The 15,434-nt window shown below is 41.8% G+C and carries 13 protein-coding genes; 6 read left to right on the top strand and 7 right to left on the bottom strand.

What is annotated here, in order from left to right; translation table 11 throughout:
• Positions 1 to 94: 94 nt before the first annotated feature.
• From KTJ10_RS10295 to KTJ10_RS10265, 7 genes are all read right to left on the bottom strand, one after another.
• Positions 95 to 583, bottom strand: a complete 489-nt coding sequence (locus KTJ10_RS10295; RefSeq protein ID WP_031997774.1) for a hypothetical protein — start codon at positions 581 to 583, stop codon at positions 95 to 97.
• Between the two features lie 14 nt (positions 584 to 597).
• On the bottom strand, positions 598 to 1,206 hold the full coding sequence (locus KTJ10_RS10290) for a hypothetical protein (protein ID WP_262441955.1): 609 nt from the start codon (positions 1,204 to 1,206) through the stop codon (positions 598 to 600).
• A 9-nt stretch (positions 1,207 to 1,215) separates the two neighbouring features.
• The gene (locus tag KTJ10_RS10285; protein WP_025465460.1) at positions 1,216 to 1,761 is read right to left on the bottom strand and encodes a PAAR domain-containing protein; all 546 of its coding nucleotides are present in this window, start codon (positions 1,759 to 1,761) and stop codon (positions 1,216 to 1,218) included.
• A gap of 195 nt (positions 1,762 to 1,956) precedes the next feature.
• A complete protein-coding gene (locus tag KTJ10_RS10280) occupies positions 1,957 to 2,241 on the bottom strand; it encodes a hypothetical protein (protein WP_114189618.1) in 285 nt (94 codons plus the stop codon).
• Positions 2,242 to 2,876: 635 nt separating this feature from the next.
• Positions 2,877 to 4,223: an OprD family porin gene (locus KTJ10_RS10275; RefSeq protein ID WP_262441954.1), complete on the bottom strand. Its 1,347-nt coding sequence runs from the start codon at positions 4,221 to 4,223 to the stop codon at positions 2,877 to 2,879.
• Between the two features lie 78 nt (positions 4,224 to 4,301).
• Positions 4,302 to 5,687, bottom strand: a complete 1,386-nt coding sequence (locus KTJ10_RS10270) for an MFS transporter (protein WP_032004203.1) — start codon at positions 5,685 to 5,687, stop codon at positions 4,302 to 4,304.
• 172 nt (positions 5,688 to 5,859) lie between these two features.
• Positions 5,860 to 6,804: a dihydrodipicolinate synthase family protein gene (locus KTJ10_RS10265; protein ID WP_262441953.1), complete on the bottom strand. Its 945-nt coding sequence runs from the start codon at positions 6,802 to 6,804 to the stop codon at positions 5,860 to 5,862.
• Between the two features lie 187 nt (positions 6,805 to 6,991).
• Between KTJ10_RS10265 and KTJ10_RS10260 the strand changes: the two genes are divergently transcribed.
• The 6 genes from KTJ10_RS10260 (at position 6,992) to KTJ10_RS10235 (ending at position 15,424) form a co-directional block, all read left to right on the top strand.
• Positions 6,992 to 7,882 (top strand): LysR family transcriptional regulator, encoded by an 891-nt coding sequence (locus KTJ10_RS10260; RefSeq protein ID WP_262441952.1) that lies wholly within the window; start codon positions 6,992 to 6,994, stop codon positions 7,880 to 7,882.
• A 136-nt stretch (positions 7,883 to 8,018) separates the two neighbouring features.
• Entirely contained in the window at positions 8,019 to 8,540 is a 522-nt protein-coding gene (locus KTJ10_RS10255; protein WP_005303210.1) for a sigma-70 family RNA polymerase sigma factor, read from the top strand.
• Complete coding sequence (locus KTJ10_RS10250) at positions 8,541 to 9,557, top strand: FecR family protein (protein WP_262441951.1); 1,017 nt, start codon at positions 8,541 to 8,543, stop codon at positions 9,555 to 9,557. It begins immediately after the preceding gene.
• A gap of 138 nt (positions 9,558 to 9,695) precedes the next feature.
• Positions 9,696 to 12,869, top strand: coding sequence for a TonB-dependent receptor domain-containing protein (locus tag KTJ10_RS10245; RefSeq protein ID WP_316249914.1), 3,174 nt, complete (start codon positions 9,696 to 9,698; stop codon positions 12,867 to 12,869).
• A gap of 193 nt (positions 12,870 to 13,062) precedes the next feature.
• Complete coding sequence (locus KTJ10_RS10240) at positions 13,063 to 13,854, top strand: Slam-dependent surface lipoprotein (RefSeq protein ID WP_262441950.1); 792 nt, start codon at positions 13,063 to 13,065, stop codon at positions 13,852 to 13,854.
• Positions 13,855 to 13,957: 103 nt separating this feature from the next.
• Positions 13,958 to 15,424 carry a porin family protein gene (locus KTJ10_RS10235; protein WP_262441978.1) on the top strand — a complete coding sequence of 489 codons (1,467 nt, stop codon included), beginning with the start codon at positions 13,958 to 13,960 and terminating at the stop codon, positions 15,422 to 15,424.
• Positions 15,425 to 15,434: the final 10 nt, after the last annotated feature.

Below are 15,434 nucleotides of genomic sequence, written 5' to 3'. Positions count from 1 at the left end.
AACTAGATTTAGCTATAACTATTTTATAAAATTAGCTATATAAAGCTCCTTTTAATTGGAGCTTTATATAGTAATATTTAATTAATATTTTCAACTATTTACAAACTTGTTGAAAAGTTGCTAGAGATTTGTCTTTGCTATCTCTTAGCTTGATAATTTCATTTCTTGCTTCGTATAGTTGCTTAACACTTTTCTTGGTGTCTTCGGTGATATTGGCTTTATATCGCTCATCCATATTATTTATATAGTTTTGCATGTAGACGGTCAGCCAACAGACATCGTTGAGATCGGTATAGTCAAACTTATTTTTATCTAAGCCAGTTAACCAATTACCATACTCATCATTCAGTAGACTTTGTGCAGTTCTTACTTTTACAAAAGTATTTTTGAAAATGATCTCTTTTAGAGCTGGTTCTTGTTTTACGTCTTTATTGGCTTCCAAAATCAACTTTCTATTATCAGTAACGTAATTCTTGAAGTCCTTTTGAATAAATGTATCTACATCCTCTTTTTCAGATGCTTTACATCCATTGAAGCCAACCAAAAGAAGCGGTGCTAAAAATATTAATATCGTTTTCTTCATATTATTACTCGTGACTAGAAACTACTGAGCGGCGGTGTATATTGATATTGTCGTATAAACTGCGATACGGTAGCACTATCATAAGGACGACCAAATACTTTCTTATACATATTCTCATTAATTAGATATGGTCCATTATTCTCATGGATGGCAATAGCATTTCCCGCTAAAACAGGCTTGTTTGCGTTGGAAAGGGCAAGATCAATAACTTCACCAAAATTTTTCTTAGCAATTGCCATACGTGCTGTAAAAGAATCTTTAGTAAGTTCTCTAATAAAAGTTGAGCCTTCATTTAATGAATGCTTTTGAGCATACATCGTAAACTTAAGATACATCATTGTATGAAAAGAATATCTTTCTAAAACTGATTCACTAAACTGACGTAAATCATACTCAAGCCCAAAACGAATTGCTAAATCGTGTTCAAAAGGTATTCTGTTTTTAACACCATCCCATTGACCTTGATTCATCATAAAGGTGTAAGGCACTGTAGTGTGATAATTAAGAATTTTAACAATGCTATTGCATAATAATGGATCTAATAATTCATCTGCATGACAGACTTTAACTTCATTATCTAAAGATGGAATTAATGTTGGTGAGAAAACTCTATCTTGTGCCATTTTAAATCCTTACAGTGGAGGTAACGGTTTAGAAGCATCAATGGTCTGAAACTCTACTTCATCTGGTGAGTCAGCATTGATAACATGGGTTTTACCTTCTTTATCCGTCCAACCGGTTTCTACTTTTCCATCCTTCTTGTAAATAATTGAATAGGGAATTTCACTAAAAACTTTTTGGGTCTTTTCATCCTTTAATTGGAACTGAATACCATATTCTTTAGATTTGTCTTCTACAAAACTATCTTGAGTTTGGGCTTTACTCGCTGGCGAACTTTGAGCCGAACCACCACCATTGTCTTGAACTACTAAGTTCTGTTGTGGAAGTAACTTACAGCCACAGGAAAGAGAGTCGTTAACACGCGCAGCAGCTTTACCAAAGATTTGCATATACGGGTCGCCAGACACAATAGTTGCAACAACTTTATGAGTGGGGCAGGTAGCTTTGTCACCGACGCAAGCAACGGGAATACCGTCGACTAGGAACATACTGTTCCCAGAAATTACTTGACCACCGCCACTAGTGGGGCAGCCTATTGTTATATATGGTGTTGCCAAACTTATTCCTTCTTATCTTTATGAAGTGCCAAAAGCATACCAAATAGGGGGTAGACAATACTGTATATTTTTTATTGTTCAGTAGAGTTAACTTATTGTCCAAGGCCCCCGTGCCACAACAGAACTTTAATTTTTTGTGCTGAGTTAAAGTCATCCACCATTGCGACACAGAGATAAGGGAGCTAAGCCAAAAGTTTAGCCCATGTCTTCTTTATCGCACCGCCGCATCACGCTAAAAAAAGTAGGGGCAAAGTCCTGTGGGAGAGCAGGACTTTGCAAACTGACATGTTCTAGACGTTGCATGAGCTGAGGTGAATACACTTGTTCAAGCCGTTGGTAAATACAGTCGCAACTGGCTTGGGTGTGCCCACCCGACAGGCAAATTTTTTCAAAATCCTGCTGAGTGTGGAGGTCACAACCCGAAACGCTGTAATCGCCGACAACGAGGCCTAAAACCAAAATAGTTTTATAAAATTTCATATTATTCTCGTAATGATTGGGGATATATCAATGAGAAAAAATAAACCGCTATATTTTAAGTTTTAAAATCATTTTAAAGGAAATAGTTAACCCGCCTATAAAAGCAATAAAATAAAATGACTTAAATTTTAAAATAAAAATAATTTATAAATTTGAAAATTTAGATAATAGAAAACCCAAATTTTAAATAAATAAAAAGTTTATAAGAGAGAGGGGATTACTCTAAAAAAGGTCATGGTTAACTCCTTAAAATTTATGGAGCTCTACCACCAAAAATCACCGTCAATTGATTATGGTGGTAGAACGAAAGGGGGTTAGCAGACTGGGATCCAAGGAACCAGCACGCGCGAGCGCGTCCCCCTCCCGTCCTACCGCAAAGAAAAGGGACGCAAGGGTCTAACGACTTATAGTTGAACTATAACCCGCCATGGATCTACGGTCTGCTAAAACCGACTGGCAATGTAGGCCAGCGGGACCATAATAATCATAAGTTTTTAACAGGTCAATTCAATTTAAATAAAATATTATAAAAATTTTAAATATAAATTTATATTTTAATTAAACTCAAAAGTTAATATATTTAAAGCCGTAAATTAATAAAAATAATAAAGCTAAACTAAACGTTTAGCTTGCTCTTAAAATGTATAACGGTAATTAATAAATACACGGTGCTGGTCCCAATCTTTCCGAGACATGCCATTTATTTTTTCACCTAGGTTTGCATTTTCAAACTTTGACTCATAATGTAAAAATGAATAACGCACATCTAAGTTTTTCACCCACGGCAAGGCATAACTCACCGTAAAGTCAAAGTAACGCTCTTTACCCTCAATATCACTGCTGATGTTACTTTGGTGAGCGCCAAAGCCATAAATATACTTCGCCTCGGTTTTTAAACCTTTGACGTAGTCTTTCCAGTTATATTTCAGGCGAAGGGCAACAGCGGTTTCATCGTTATTGGTAAAGTCAGGGCCAATGGTCGCAGAGGTCGGAAACGGGTTAGTGCCGTGGTCTTGCGTCAAAACCGAGTTGCGGGCGGAGTGCACGGCAAAGTTATCTTCAATCCAAAAACCATCAAACTTTGAAACGGCAATGCCACCTTCAAGATTATTCTTGGCCACATTTACATCTACGAAATAACCATTGCCACGGTTGTTAATGTCTTGGCCTTTGACACAGTCCAGCTCGGTTTCGGCACCGCATTTAAACAGCTTGCCATCATCACGCGAGAAAAAAGCACCTGTGTTAAATGTCCACACAAGGCCATGCAAGGGCAGTTTATATTGTGCAATCGCCCCATACTTTTTTAAATAATCTTTGCTATTTAAATACTCGGCATTCACGCTCCAGTTTTTGTACTGATACTTGGCACCGAGCAAACCCACATAATCAATGCGCTCGTCATTTTCAGTCACCAGTTTTTCAAAAGAGTCTATGCTGCGCGGTTTCCAGCGGTCATAATAAGCAATGTAAGTCTGTAGCTGATCATTCAATTGAAACTGACCACTCGCACCCGAAAAAGTGTCGGGCACCGCGCGATTATTAGTGCTTTTAAGTAACAGTGAATCGTGCAACTGGCGGCCTAACTTAATTTCGCCTTTGTCGCCGAGTTTTGCTTTGATATAGAGCTGCCCTAAAGTTGCAAAGTTCTGGTCGAGCTTGCCGTTATTTTCGACTTCTAAAAGCTGAGCGCTCGGCTTGCCAGAGTCAAATAACTTGGTGACTGCATAGAGTGAGCCATCTACCCCAAGCCAGTCCCACAAGTAAGGTGACTGATAATTTAACTCAAGCCCTAAGGCACTTTGTTCATATTCACTCGATGAAGGCGAAGGGTTGGCAAGCGTGGGGTGGGCGGTGCCTTCATCATTCCAGTAACGGGTGTTGAGTTTTAATTCTAACTTGCCAAATTCTTGAGGAAGCTCTGCATACGCATTGCTCACGCTGCCTAAACCAATACAGCCCCATAGCAAATATTTATTCATTTTAAATTCCTTTTTTAAGCATGAATAAGCCCTTTGCCTAACGCTGGGGTTAGGCAAGCTTTTTATGAAATGGATGAATTAAGGAGAGAGTTTTTCGAGCACTTGGCCTTTGGTTTCAATGGCAAACAAGAAGGTCACCAGACCACCAATGAGTGCCACAACGGCAAGCACACTAAACACATATTGAATGCCGTAACCACCCACAACCAGACCCACCATAACAGGTCCAATTGCAGAGCCGGCACGTAACCAAGCGGTACTAAAACCAATGCCCATCGCACGTAGGCGAGTAGGGTAAAGTTCGGCAGCGTAGAGGTATAAAGAGAAGGAAATAGTTTGCAAAATGGCATAGCTGAGCGTTGCTAAAATCACAACTTCCATCGCCGATTTTGCACCTAAAATTGAGAGGCTCATGAGTGGAATAATCGCCAAGAAAAACGCTGCACTGTACCAAGGACGGCGGCCGACTTTATCAATCATTAACGCACAGATAATAGAGGCAATCACACCCACGCCCGAAGTAATCCAGCCATAACCTAAACTGGTTTGAAGCGACAAGCCAAAGTGTTGTTTGTAAAGAGATGGCAGCCAAGTCACCATGGCATTGTTCACCATATACACACAAAACCACATGCCCCACAGGGTAAAGGTACGTTTGCGGTAGATGCCACGGAACAGCTCGCGCCAGTCGGTTTTTGCCATGCCTTGCGGGTTAATTTCTTTAACCACAGGTTCAGGCAAAGTTTTACCGCTTTTGATGGCACCGTCTTCAAAGCTTTTGACGACTTGATCCGCTTCTTTAAAACGACCTTTGGAAGCAAGCCAACGTGGTGACTCAGGCAAGAAAAACCGTAAAGGAATAACCAGTAACGATGGAATTAGACCCACAATAAACATGACTTTCCAGCCGTAAATTGGCATGAGGAAAAATGCCGCCATGCCTGCAAACATAAGACCAAGTGGGAATAAAACTTCATAGAGCAAGAAAAATTTACCGCGCTTTTCTGCACCAATAAACTCATTAATATAGGCGCTCGCAACAGGGACTTCGCCACCTGTGCCAACGCCTTGTAAGAAACGGAAAATTAACAGTGACATTCCGCTCCACGCAAACAGACAGGAAATGTCCATTGCCACAAACAGTAAAATGGTAAAAGAAAGCACTTTTAAACGACCGACTTTTTCGGCAAGAGAACCAAAAAAGATCGCACCGACCAGTTGTCCGACATAGCCCGCGGCAATGATCGCACCGACATAGGCAGGCGTCAGGTGCCATTCGGTAATGAGTTGGGGTAAAGCAAAGGCTATCGCAAGAACAGTATAAGCGTCAAAAAAGGTCGCTATACCAATGGTTATACGCATAAATTGCAATCGACCAGTGACAGGTAGCCGTTCAAGTCTTGCAATAATTTCCGCATTTTTTTGATGATGACTAATTTGTTCTACATCCGCTAGATTTGTCATCTTCTATCTCCTTATTACTACATTCCTCGTAGTTTTTTTGTTCTATTTCGCACTACCTGTTCACCACAGTTTGCATGCTTTTTTATTATTGTTTTAAGAGACATGCCCGATGTTTGGCCTCAGGCAGCGTACAGGAAAAAAGGGCTAGCGTACATGCTAGCCCGAATAGAATTTAAGCAACGGCTGGGGTTAAATCGACCTTGCCAATTCCAGCTTGACGCATTGCATCATGAATTTCTTGCTCAGCACCATCTGCCAGTGGAAGCAGTGGCGAACGCACAGTGGCATGGTCCAAAATTCCGCGAGCAACCAATGCATGTTTAAGTGCGACCGTACCTTCCATGTGTGAACCACGGTGATAGACATTGCGAGTCACTGGTAATAATTGATCGTGAAGTGCACGAGCTTTAGCGTAATCTTTGGCTTTGCCTGCTTTAATCATTTCAATTAATAGTTCAGGGGCAATGTTGCCATAGCCAACCAAAGCGCCGTCTACATCAAACATGGTGTGAAGCAAATATTCATCGTGGCATGTCAACACCTGTAAGTCTGGGCGTTCACGGCGAATAATCGGAATTTCAACATCCCAGCGGCGCATGTTACGCACACCATTTTTCATGGCAAACACACCTGGCTGTGCAGAAATATCGAGTAGAGTCTCTAGGTCGTAAGTGGCCTTCGTTGCATCTGGATATTGGAATAAAATAGATGGCAAACCACTTTCTTCATAAATCGCTTTATAGCGGTCTTGTGGTGCGCCTTTTTGATAGCCAAAACGCAACCAACCATGTGAAGGATAAATCAAACCTGCCGAAGCACCAGCGCTGACTGCACGTTTTGCTTCTTCTGCTGCAACCGAAGTACCTTCGAGTGTAATCCCTGCGATTACCGGAATTTTGTCATCTACCGATTTAACAAAGCTTTCGATGACCTGCATTTGTTCTTTTTGCGACAAGAATGTTCCTTCACCTGCATGCCCAAGAACAACCAAGCCTTTCACACCATCAATACTGCCTAACCATGAACCTAAACGTTGAATTGCATTATGGTCTACTTGTCCATCACGGGTAAAAGGAGTCACAGGTGCTGGGGTTAATCCACGTAAATCTAAACTCATAATCGTACTTCCTATACAGTGTAATTAAATATTCTCTGGTTCTTAATCTGACTTAAATCGTGTTGTAGAGAACATGATTGAAGTATAGAAATAGGTGAGCTATGTAGGAATTACCAATTCTTGAATTTCAGTTATACTGAAAATGTATGGCTCAAAATACTGCCTATTTACGATTTAGGAAGAATCGATGAATTATGAATTATGGAAAATATTTTTAGACGCGGTCGAACTCGGTAGCTTAAGCAAAGTCGCTATGCTACATAACACCAACCAACCGCAAATTAGTCGGCAAATGAACGAGCTTGAAGCGCAATGTGGCGGTCGTTTGTTTAACCGAACTGGACGCGGCGTAGAACTCACCGACTTAGGCCAGCATTTACTTCCTAAAATTCGTTCATGGCTGAACGTAACCGACCAACTGAATAATGAAATTTTGCATTCGACCGATACCCCGATCGGCACAGTTCGGATTGCGAGTTTGCCGTCTACTGCACATCCGTTGTTATCAACCCTCTATAAAGTGCTTCAAGAGAAATATCCCTTAATTAAACTGTCGGTACGGGAAGGGCAAGGGGTACATTTAGAAAAATGGCTTGAAGATGGCAGTGTCGATTTAGCCATTCTCTACCGGTTTAACCCGACACCTAAACAGGGCGATGTTTACCTTACCGAAGCCGATACCTATTTGGTCGGCTGCGAAGGCGATGTGCTCACTCAGGCCAATGAAGTCGAATTTAAAGAAGTAAATGAGTTACCACTGGTCACATTTTGCAGGCCAAGTAACTGGCGAAACTTTTTAGACCACATGGCTTATGAAAATGGGGTAGAGCTGAATATTGTGTTTGAAGCCGACTCGATTAGTTTGCAAACCCATTTGGTTTCAGAGTCTCGCATGTATACCATGCTGGGGCCGCAAGCTTTAAAAAAAGCCAGCCAATACACCTCAATTCAAGCCGCAAAAATTATTAATCCCGCGCTCAAGCGTTATATTTCTTTGTCTATTTCTAAACATGGCTATTTAACACCTGCGTGTAAGGCGGTAATGGAAGAAATTAGGAATTTGGCTGATTTGCTTTAAGAAAAGTGCAGCAAAGCAAGCGGGCAATTAATTCAATTTATTAAACAGTGATTTAAGTTTTACTTGAATTATTGCTTGACTTGTTTAAATGATAATTATTATCATTTGTAAGTTCCTTGTTTTGAGTCCAATTGCTGTGAACAAAACTTCTTTGCTTGTAGATCAGTTATATAGAAGTCACCAAAGCTGGCTTCACCAATGGTTGAGACAAAAATTAGGTAATACTGATCAGGCCGCAGATCTGGTTCAGGACACATTTATTAAACTGCTACAAACCCGAGACGAGCTATTCGGCATTAAGGAACCGCGCGCCTATTTGACGTCGATTGCTAAAAACCTGCTGATTGACCAAGTACGCCGTAAACGCATTGAACAAGCCTATTTAGATGGCTTGAGTCAAATGGAATATATGCTTGAAGCGGTGGCTTCACCCGAAGACCAGATGCAAATTATTCAAGCGATTAACCAGCTTTGCAAAGCACTAGAAGGGGTTTCTGAAAAAGCACAGCAAGCTTTTATTTTGCATTATCTCGAAGGCTATACCCATAAAGAAATTGCCGAGCGTTTAAATGTATCGACCAAAATGATTCAAAAATATTTGGCGAGCTGTTTAATTCAGTGCTACCAAAACCGACAAGACATGGACGCTTGCATTTAAATGGCCATGGATAAAAGCAAACATCACCAGTTAGTTGAAGAAGCCGCGCATTGGATTGTTCAACTGAGTTCAGATGATGAAAGCTCACGAAAAACCGCCAAACAAAAATTTGAAGAGTGGAAAAAAAACAGTGAGCAACATCGCCAAGTGGCTGCGGATATTGAACAGTGTATTGGGTCAATTCAAAAACTTTCTCAAACCAGCGGACATAAAAAAGTTACTAAAGTCGCTCTTAAAGCTGGCCTAAGCTCAGGCAAAGCCTATAAACATTTACGGGCAGGAACAGCTTTTTCTGTTGTGTTTGTTGCCATGAGTGGGGCATTATTTTATTTAACTAACACCACTGTGGCCTATGTTACGGCTGACATTCAAGGGCAATCGGGGCAGTGGACCACGCAAACCTTACCAGACGGTTCACGTCTAATTTTACGTGGCAAAAGTGCAGTCAATGTTGATTTTAAAACCAACCAGCGAGTGGTTGAGTTGGTGCAAGGTCAAATTTATGTCGATGTTGCCAAAGATAAGACTAGACCGTTTTTGGTCAAAACCAGTCATGGGCAAATTCAGGCACTCGGCACAGCTTTTAGCGTCAGTTATGACCATTCGGCAACCGAGCTCAACATGTTGCACTCGAAGGTAAAAGTAGAAGCCACGCAAGTTAAAACGACCCAATTGCACGCTACTCGTCAGGCGATTGTTGAAGCAGGGCAAGCCATTAAAATGGACAAAAATGGCGTGCAAAAACTGCCTGCACTGAATGTTTATAACGAACAACAAAAATGGCAAAAGCATCAGCTTATGGTAGAAAACCTGCCATTGAATCAAGTGCTACAAGAGCTAGACCACAACTACAAAGGCAAAATTATTTTTAATGATGCAGCTTTGCAACATGTGCGGGTCAATGCTGTGTTGCCTTTAGACCAAACAACAGAATCACTTAAGCTTTTGGCTACGGTTTTTCCTGACCTGAAAATTAAGCAAATCACGCCGTTTGTGGTCATGGTTTCTTTAAAATAATAAAAAATTAAATTTATTTTCGATTTTAGGTTCCACTTTTTTGAAAGTCGTTCGTCATAGTAAGTAGAAGCAATAAATATGGATCATTTTAATTTGTTGTATTGAATGATTCTTATTACGATTTACTGGGGCGGGCAAATGAAAAAAGCGGGAATGGGGCAAAAGCGGAATCGATCGATTTTTCGATTCTCAACACTGGCGTTTGCCATACATGCTGTGTCGATGGGTGGGCTTGTTGTGCTTCCTATGCAGCAGGCCTATGCAGAAACAGCTGGGGTTAAAAGCTATAACATTCCTGCGGGCCGTCTTGCTAACGTACTGAATCAGTTTGCCGAACAATCGGGTACTTCAATTGCAATGGATGCCCAACAACTCCAAGGGCTACATAGCCTAGGCTTAAAAGGTAACTTTGCAGTCGAGCAAGGTTTTGAGCAGCTTTTAAAAGCAACTGAATTTAATGCTGTAAAAGTTGGGCAGGGCTACACACTCACCAAAAAATCTATGCCGCGAGTCACTCCCGCTAAGGTCCAGGCCGCTAGTCTGCCGCCAAGTAGTGCCGTAATTGAAGAAGATGCGTCGGTACGACTCACGCCAATTGTGGTGTATGGTAAAGAAGACCGTGACACCGAAGGCTATAACAAAGTTTATGACGCAAACCGCTCTTCGGTCTATGCGGGCAAAGACTATGTCGAGCGCTTTAAAGGAACCAACCCAGCCGATGTTTTACAAGGCATGGTGGGAGTCTATAGCGGCGATGCTCGCAACAGTGGGGCACTCGACCCAAGTGTACGTGGTGTGCAGGGTGTTGGTCGTGTGCCTTTAACCATTGATGGCACCGAGCAGTCGATCGCGGTGTGGCGTGGCTACAACGGGGTAAATAACCGAAACTATATCGACCCCAATCTCATTGCAGGCATTGAAGTCATTAAAGGCCCATCTTTAGAGCGCAATACCACAACTTCTGTAGGTGGTGGTGTAGTCGTCAAAACGCTAGAGGCCGATGACATTGTTCGTCCGGGTAAGTCTTTTGATGCCGAGTTAAAAGTAGAAGGCTCAACCAACTCAATCGATCCATCTTTGCCAGACATGAGCAAAATAGGCCAAAACTACGATGACACAACGCCTTGGATCGACATGAACGGGGCAAAATACGACCCCGATATTTATAAAAAGAACCGTACCAGAAGTGATAACTCTCATTTTTCGGGCGATGACTTAGCGGGGCGACTGGCAATTGCCACCAAGCAAGATAAATTTGATTTACTGGCAGTCTATGCAGTACGTGAGCGCGGCAATTATTTTTCGGGGACACATGGCGCGGGCTACTATAAACGAGCGACGCCAGACAGTAGCCTCGATTTTATTCCTTACTTTGCCTATGCCTATCAACCGGGAGATGAAGTTCCCAACACTTCAAGCCATATGGAGTCGTGGTTGTTAAAAGGGACCTATCGCCCAACCGATAACCAGACTCTTAAACTGACCTACCGAGATACCAAAAATATTTTTGGTGAAATTATGCCATCTCGAATTGTTTGGGGCATTACGCCTGACTTGGGTGTTCCGCAGTGGCCTTTAAGCAATATTCACTCTAAAGCTTATAGCTTCGAATATAAGTTTAAGCCTGAGAATAATCGTTGGATTGATTTCTATGCCAACATTTGGCAAACCGACACCGAAAGCCAGACCTACACACGTGGTGGGTGGCCAACCACAATCGATTTTCGAGATAACACGATTATTAACACGGCAATAAGCCATTCTGACAATACGCGTAAAGGCATTACGGTCAGTAATAAAACTCGTTTGTTAGACCAGCTTGATTTGACGCTCGGTGGAAGTTTCTTAAAAGAAAAACTAACGTCTGACGATATATATGGCGAATTTGGACCAAGTTATTCGCTCTATCAGGCGCTGCCACGAGCAGGACGCCGTGAGGAAAAAACGTTCGACTTTAACTTTAATTATAGACCGCTGTCTTGGTTAAGTTTTGATGCGGGCATGCGTTATCGTTCGTATTGGGCTGTTGATGACTTTTTAAATAAGTCGTTGCAGAGCGAGATTGACCCGAGTTTAAATCCGCTGTTTACCAAAAAAAGTAGGCTTAAAGAATATACCTTTGAATATCAAACCATGCCTGAGAGTTACACCTCGACCCAGCAGCGTTTAATCAATGTTTTAAAACAGCGCTATGCCACAAAAAATCCTGAGTGGGATGGGCAGCTCGACACTGTGCCAGCATCAGAGAGCACGTTGTATAACATGATCTGGTCACAAAAAAATACGCTGAGCTGGAAAGCAGATGCAAATGGGCAATTGTCGCTTGCCGATAATCCTTTAAACCAGCTCAATGCCTCTGGACAAAAGTACGTCGTAACTGGTGGGAACTTTATGTCGGTGGTTGACCAAGTTCCAGTTGAGTCTGCCGACAAAGTTAAAGATAGCGGCTGGGCACCACAGTTAGGCGCCTCAATTCATCTCACGCCAAACAGCAGAATCTATGCACGCTATGCAGAGGAATATCGCTTACCAAGTTTGTTTGAAAGCACTGTCGGTTTTTCTGCGATGTTGCCATATCAAGCAATCAAACCTGAACACGCTTTTAACTACGAAGTGGGTTATGTTTATGACATGCGTGATTGGTTCAGCACAGCGCGCAATGCCGACATTAAGCTCGCCTATTACTACAACAAAACCAAAAATGTGATTGAGCGTGACCAAAACCTTATTTTTACCAATATGGATGAGCAAAAGCTGTCAGGTCTAGAGTTACAAAGCCGTTTTGATAATGGTGGTTTCTTCACAGACCTGAGCGTGGCTTATAACTTAAAAAATGAAGTGTGTGACACCAATAGCGCCATTAACAAAATGATTTTAGGCGGTACGGTTCAAACTGAGCAGGGCCTTGAGTTCCGTGAACCGTATCAGCGTTGTGTCGATGATGGTTTTCCAAATGGCTACTTAGTAACAATGGCTACACCTGAACTGAGTTTTCACGGTTTACTTGGCGCACGCTTTTTTGATGAAAAGTTAGAGCTTGGTGCACGCGCAACATTCTATAAAGCTTATGAAAGCCCGCTACGTAAAAACAATGATGCTAGCGTCAATAAAGGCTATTACCTCAATGTGCCTTTGGCTTGGGATGACACGTGGATTTTTGATGCCTATGCGCGTTATCAGGTCGATAACTACAACACGGTTGAGTTTGTCGGCAGTAATCTTTCTAACCAGTTTTATATCGATCCTTTAACCCGTAGTGCCATGGCTGCACCCGGCCGAACGATGAAAATTAGCTGGACCACTAAATTTTAAACAGAATTTGATTTCCTCTACACATACATAAAAGAGGAGTCAGGTAACGGTAAATAATAAGATTGAATGATTATTATTTACAAAAAAGCCAGAGTAGGTTTGCAGCTGAGCCTACTCAATAAACTAAAAAATAGCGAAATCGTTATTTTAAATTAAACAATAACTTAGTTTTAAAAAGATGGAGTAACAACAAATGAAAATCTCTCAATTGTTCTTGGGTCTCGTTGCTTGTTCAACTGCATTTGCTTATGCAGGAATTGATGGTATTTCGAGTAATGAAAGTAACATCAAAATCGGTGCTGCTGCCAATGCAAGCCATCCGGGTGGTGTAGCAGCGGTATCGGTTCAAGCTGCGGGTGCACCATATAACGCTTTTACAGGTTTTAGTTCGTTAAAAGGTTTGGCTCAGGCTTTTGCTGCTCAGGGAACGAGTAACACCAATGTAACGGTTGGCAGCAAAACCTTTAATATTTCACATATTCCAGTGTCTGCAATGCCACCTTCACACAGTGCACTAGGTAATTTTAACTTTGGTCAGGTGGGCACACAGGAAGTCTATTTTGGTGAATGGTGGAAAGCGGGCGACACGTCGGCAAGCGCGAGCCATACCGTTTACTACGCGGGTGATAACACCAGTACCACTGTTCCAACCGCGGGTACTGCAACCTATACCGTTGCAGGAGTTAACGGCTCTGCAAGCAATCTGTTAAGCGGTACGTTCACCGCAAATTATGGTGCGGGCACACTTGAAGGAACGCTTACAGGAACTGGTACGGCTGTTTCATCATTAAGCCTAGATGGTGTGGCATTTAACCCGGGTACTGCTGCATTTGCAGGTTTGGCAACGGCTAACGGTACGGCTGGTGTCGACAACTCTGGTGTGGTTCAAGGTCAATTCTTTGGTGCAAATGCTTCGGCTTTAGCGGGTATTGCCCAGTTTGATAACGTGTCTTACAACACTGCTTTTGGTGGTGCTAAAAATTAATGAATGCAAAAGGAATCTACACATGTAGGTTCCTTTTGTTTTTTTGGCTTTTGCTTGGTTGCTTCAGGTTTATTGTTTTATGAAACGAACGCTTTTGTGCTGTTTGACATTGTTGAGTTGTCCATTTTTATATGCCGACGAAGACACACAGCTTCGTCTCAATCAAAGCTTGGACCAAACGCTTTTACAAGAACAGCGCCAGTTTCACGAGCAGGGAACCATTCGTAGTACCGAGCAATTACCAAAACTTCAAATTAATGGACAAGAATACAGTGTTGAGCAAAATCCGAATGATCTTGCCAAGGCGTTATATTTGGCAGTCATGCAAAAACAGTGGCTCAAAGCCACGGTTTATTTAGAACATTATAAAAAATATGTTGGCTATGATCGGGCTTTAACCGACTTTGCCGAAGGGGCAGTTGCACGTTCTCAGGGGCAACTGAAATTGGCTGAACAAAAATTTCAAAGCAGCTTAAAACAACAACCTCATAATTTAATTTGTGAACTTGAGTTAGCGCGCGTGCTGTTTGAACAACAGAAAAATAAGGAAGCAGCACGCCTTTTTATTTCCATTCAAGACCAACTGAAACAAAGTGACCCTGCGGTAATCCCATCTGGGGTTTTAACAACAGTAAATACCTTTGTTCAAGCATTAAAAAAACGAGACTCTTGGCAAGGCTCGGTTTCAGCGGGTTATACCTATGTCAGTAATTTAAATAGTTCTTCTGAACAAAGCAAAACATGGACACTTTATGGCAGAGATAGTGAAGGTAATATTATCCCAGTTAGGGAAGTTACTCGTGGAACTCCTAAAGCTGAGTCAGCAACGGGGTTAGATTACGAAGCCAGTCTGATTAAACGCTATGCGATTAAGGGGCATCATGGTGTGGCTTTACGTGCGCTGGCATTTGGACAGTCCTATAACGACCACGCGGCATTTAATGAATCTACCATTAACATTAATGCAGGCTACAGCTACTTTGACTTAAAAAATCAAATTGGGGTGAGTCCGCTTTTTGAACATAAACGTTATGGCAATGATGGTCTTTACAATGCCTGGGGTGCGCGTGCCGAGTGGATGCATTTTATCTCTGCAGATAAAGCTTTCAAGCTTGAGGCTGAGAGTAAAGATTTAAATTATCAGAAATATAAAACCCTAGATGGGGTAGAAAGCTCAGCTTTTGCTACTTTCTGGAAGATTTTTCCAGACCAGTGGAATTTTTTTGGTGGTCTAGATGTGCTCGACCATTCGACCCAAGAAAAATACATGGCTGCCTACCAACAGCAAGGTGTGCGATTGGGCTTAAGCAAATCTTGGAGTACAGGATTTAATACCACTTTGCTGAGTTCTTATCGTTGGCGCCTGTTTGATAAATACGCAGAAACTTTCTTAGCTCGTCGTCATGATTTTGAACAAAACTATACCTTTGTTGTGCAAATGCCGCGCTTTGAGTTTTATGGCATGACGCCTAATTTAACCTATCGCTATAACCATAATAAAAGCAATGTCGATTGGCTGTATTCCTACGATAAACACAACATTAGTCTCAAGCTTGAGCATCGTTTTTAGGGAATAAGCC

This window comes from Acinetobacter sp. WU_MDCI_Abxc222, assembly GCF_025514755.1.
Classification (GTDB): Bacteria; Pseudomonadota; Gammaproteobacteria; order Pseudomonadales; family Moraxellaceae; genus Acinetobacter; species Acinetobacter geminorum.
This window is presented reverse-complemented; position numbering and strand designations above follow the sequence as displayed.

Coding starts and splice junctions, on each gene's coding strand:
- KTJ10_RS10295 (WP_031997774.1), bottom strand. CDS start 583: ATGAAGAAAACGATATTAATATTTTTAGCACCGCTTCTTTTGGTTGGC.
- KTJ10_RS10290 (WP_262441955.1), bottom strand. CDS start 1,206: ATGGCACAAGATAGAGTTTTCTCACCAACATTAATTCCATCTTTAGAT.
- KTJ10_RS10280 (WP_114189618.1), bottom strand. CDS start 2,241: ATGAAATTTTATAAAACTATTTTGGTTTTAGGCCTCGTTGTCGGCGAT.
- KTJ10_RS10275 (WP_262441954.1), bottom strand. CDS start 4,223: ATGAATAAATATTTGCTATGGGGCTGTATTGGTTTAGGCAGCGTGAGC.
- KTJ10_RS10270 (WP_032004203.1), bottom strand. CDS start 5,687: ATGACAAATCTAGCGGATGTAGAACAAATTAGTCATCATCAAAAAAAT.
- KTJ10_RS10265 (WP_262441953.1), bottom strand. CDS start 6,804: ATGAGTTTAGATTTACGTGGATTAACCCCAGCACCTGTGACTCCTTTT.
- KTJ10_RS10260 (WP_262441952.1), top strand. CDS start 6,992: ATGAATTATGAATTATGGAAAATATTTTTAGACGCGGTCGAACTCGGT.
- KTJ10_RS10250 (WP_262441951.1), top strand. CDS start 8,541: ATGGCCATGGATAAAAGCAAACATCACCAGTTAGTTGAAGAAGCCGCG.
- KTJ10_RS10245 (WP_316249914.1), top strand. CDS start 9,696: ATGAAAAAAGCGGGAATGGGGCAAAAGCGGAATCGATCGATTTTTCGA.
- KTJ10_RS10240 (WP_262441950.1), top strand. CDS start 13,063: ATGAAAATCTCTCAATTGTTCTTGGGTCTCGTTGCTTGTTCAACTGCA.